The sequence below is a fragment of the Thermovirga sp. genome (genome assembly GCA_012523215.1).
Lineage (GTDB): Bacteria > Synergistota > Synergistia > Synergistales > Thermovirgaceae > 58-81.
In genome coordinates this window covers 1-2,670 of record JAAYIZ010000145.1, presented here as the reverse complement: position 1 = coordinate 2,670, position 2,670 = coordinate 1, and the positions used below count along the sequence as shown (strand labels likewise).

The following is a 2,670-nucleotide window of genomic DNA, read 5'->3' as shown; positions in this document are numbered from 1 at the left end:
CTCCGGAACCAGCCGGGCTTTCACTCCCACCAGGACCACATCGGGAGTTATGGGGAGGGAACGTATATCGGGATAGCACTCAAGACCGGCTACGGTCTTGCGGTTGGGATTGACAGGAAATATGCCGCCCTTGAAACCGAAGCGCCTCAGCAGTTTTATCGGGCGGCCGGATATGCTCTCCAGGTTCTCGGAAGCACCCACCACCGCCACCGACCGTGGGGACAAGAGGAGCGACAGGTCGTTGATGCCGTCAACGGCGAGGGCCATGATGACCTCAGGCACCTTCACCTGATATGGTCATCACCAGGGGAGCGCCTAGACCGCCTATGTCGACTTCCACCCTGTCGCCGGGAAATATCTCCCCTACTCCCTCGGGCGTGCCCGTCAAAATCACGTCCCCCGCTTCCAGGGTCATGAAGTTGACGATGTATTCCAGGATGACCGAAACCGGGAAAATCATATCAGCGGTCCGCCCTTCCTGCCTCAGGGCCCCGTTAACATAAGTCCTGACCTTGGTGTTGCCGGGGTCAATACCGGTCTCTATCCATGGACCCAGGGGACAGAAAGCGTCGGCGGATTTTCCCCGTATCCACTGGAGGTCACGCCTCTGACAATCACGGGCCGTCAGGTCTATCCCCGCGGTGTAACCCAGCACTTGGTCGATGGGACGTTCGGTTCCGGGGAGGATCCTTTGCCCAATGACCACCGCGAGTTCGCCCTCGTAGTGCAATTCGTTGGTAAAATGCGGATAGGGAATCTCGGAAAAGGGGGCCGCCAGCGAATTCGGGCTTTTGAGGAAGAGCCCTGGCTCTTCCGGAAGGGGAAGCCTGTCGTTGCCCATCTCCCTGATGTGCCCGTGATAGTTTCGCCCCACGCAGATAATCTTGGTTGGTGAGGCCGGCGCCAAGAGCTTCACCGAGGCGACCGGGAAGGATTCCCCGGTGCGATCCCCGCCGGGGGTGCCTGTGACAAAGACCCTGTCGTCATCGATCGTCCCCCAAAAGGGGCTGTTACTTCCGCTCGCGGAAAACCTTGTGATCTTCATCGTTTCTGATCCCGCCTCTCGTCGAGGGGAAAGACCCGGCGTCAGGCTTTTCTCGGGTATTCCCCCGCCATTCTCCTGGGGGCGGCTCCTTCAGGGCTCTATGATCACGACCGCCCCTGGCACGACCTTCTCGACTATCTCGAGTAAGGCCTCGTTGTTCATCCTGATGCACCCCTCGGTCGTCATGGTGCCCAGCGAGGATGGGTCGTGGGTTCCGTGGATACCTATACCCTTCCAGCCGCCCGTGTCGAGCCGGATAAAAAAGGGACCGTAGGCTCCCTCCACGGGGCCCTTTCCATCGCCGAAATCATGGACCCAAGTTCTTGAATCATGGATCCTTTCGACAGAGAAGATTCCCTCCGGCGTCTTCCGATCGCCCACCCTCTCCTTGTCGCCGGGGTTCTCCCCCACCGCGACGGGGTAAAGGGCCGTCATCTCGGCGCCGTTCCAGGTTGAAAGATCGAAATGGCCCTTCCGGATGAGCATCCAGAACTGTCCATATAAGTTATTACCTGCGACCAGTGCCGCAACCTCCATGGCATCGGGAGCGCCCAAGGGCTCCCCCTCTGGGAGATCCGTTACAGGCTCCTCCTGCATCTTAACGGCCTCGGAGGCGACCAATCTCCTCTCCAGCAACAGGTAAGCCCCGGCCACCAGGATGAGGATCGTCAATACTCCGATAAGTGCTTTGGTGAAATTCCGCGACCTTCGCCTGGTGGAGAACATGCAACGACCAACTCCTTTTTGAACGGGACGAAGAGCCGCCTCTTCGGGGAAAAGGTGGCCACTCCGCTTCAGCGCTGATTCTGGATATGATCTTGGACGAACTGGACAAGATCAACAATATGGTTTCCTATTATCGGGATATTCAGGGCGACCAGTGACTTCAGGATGGTCACCAGGAAGTAGATCACCACGGCGGCAAGGACGGTGAGACCCACGCCAAAGCCGAGCCCCTTAGCTAGTCCGGCCAGGAAGTTGTTCCAGAGGAGTTTACGCTTGTCCAGGAGCATCTCCAGGTTGGCCATGACCCTGGACTTCTCGATCAACTCGGCGAGGCGCTCCGTTGCCTGCTTCTTCTCCACTTCGAGGTTATTCCCTCTTCTTTCGGCCATGACGCCCCTACTCCACGAGCAACCCCACCGCCACGGACCCTAACCCCGTATGAGCCCCAAGCACGGGGCATATATCCATCACGTAGGCCGGCTCTCGGCCCACTATCTCGGTCAGGCCCAAAGCGGCTATCTCGGCCGATTCAGGGGAGTGGGCGTGGACTATGGCGTAGTTCCAAACGCTGGCTTTCCGGCACTCCAGGCCGATTAACTCCCTGATCTTTTTCACGTTTTCCTCCCAGCCCCGGGTCTGGCCGAAGGATCTGGCGAAACCATCTTCATCGACGATGACTATGGGCTTCAGGTTCAGCATGGACGCCAGAAACCCCTTGACGGGACTGACCCTTCCTCCCCTGACCATGTACTTGAGGGTCCTGAGGCTTATAAAGATCTTCGTGCCGGCGATGCTCTTCTCGACCAGCGAAACGATCTCATCATGACCCTTCCCTTCATCCAGGGCCTCGACTGCCCTCATGACGAGAAGCCCCAGCGGGGCTGAAGACGTCTTGGAAT

General features: G+C 58.5%; 5 protein-coding genes. All 5 read right to left on the bottom strand.

The window, feature by feature from the left end; translation table 11 throughout:
- On the bottom strand, window positions 1-267 hold a 267-nt coding region (locus GX108_04010), incomplete at its 3' end, for a CoA-binding protein (GenBank protein NLO56204.1).
- Between the two features lie 7 nt (window positions 268-274).
- A complete protein-coding gene (locus GX108_04005; protein NLO56203.1) occupies window positions 275-1,045 on the bottom strand; it encodes a fumarylacetoacetate hydrolase family protein in 771 nt (256 codons plus the stop codon).
- Window positions 1,046-1,135: 90 nt separating this feature from the next.
- Window positions 1,136-1,582, bottom strand: coding sequence for a L,D-transpeptidase (locus GX108_04000; GenBank protein NLO56202.1), 447 nt, complete (start codon window positions 1,580-1,582; stop codon window positions 1,136-1,138).
- Window positions 1,583-1,839: 257 nt separating this feature from the next.
- Window positions 1,840-2,160: a hypothetical protein gene (locus GX108_03995; protein ID NLO56201.1), complete on the bottom strand. Its 321-nt coding sequence runs from the start codon at window positions 2,158-2,160 to the stop codon at window positions 1,840-1,842.
- 7 nt (window positions 2,161-2,167) lie between these two features.
- Window positions 2,168-2,670: DegV family EDD domain-containing protein (locus GX108_03990; protein ID NLO56200.1), on the bottom strand; the 503-nt coding region annotated here is incomplete at its 5' end.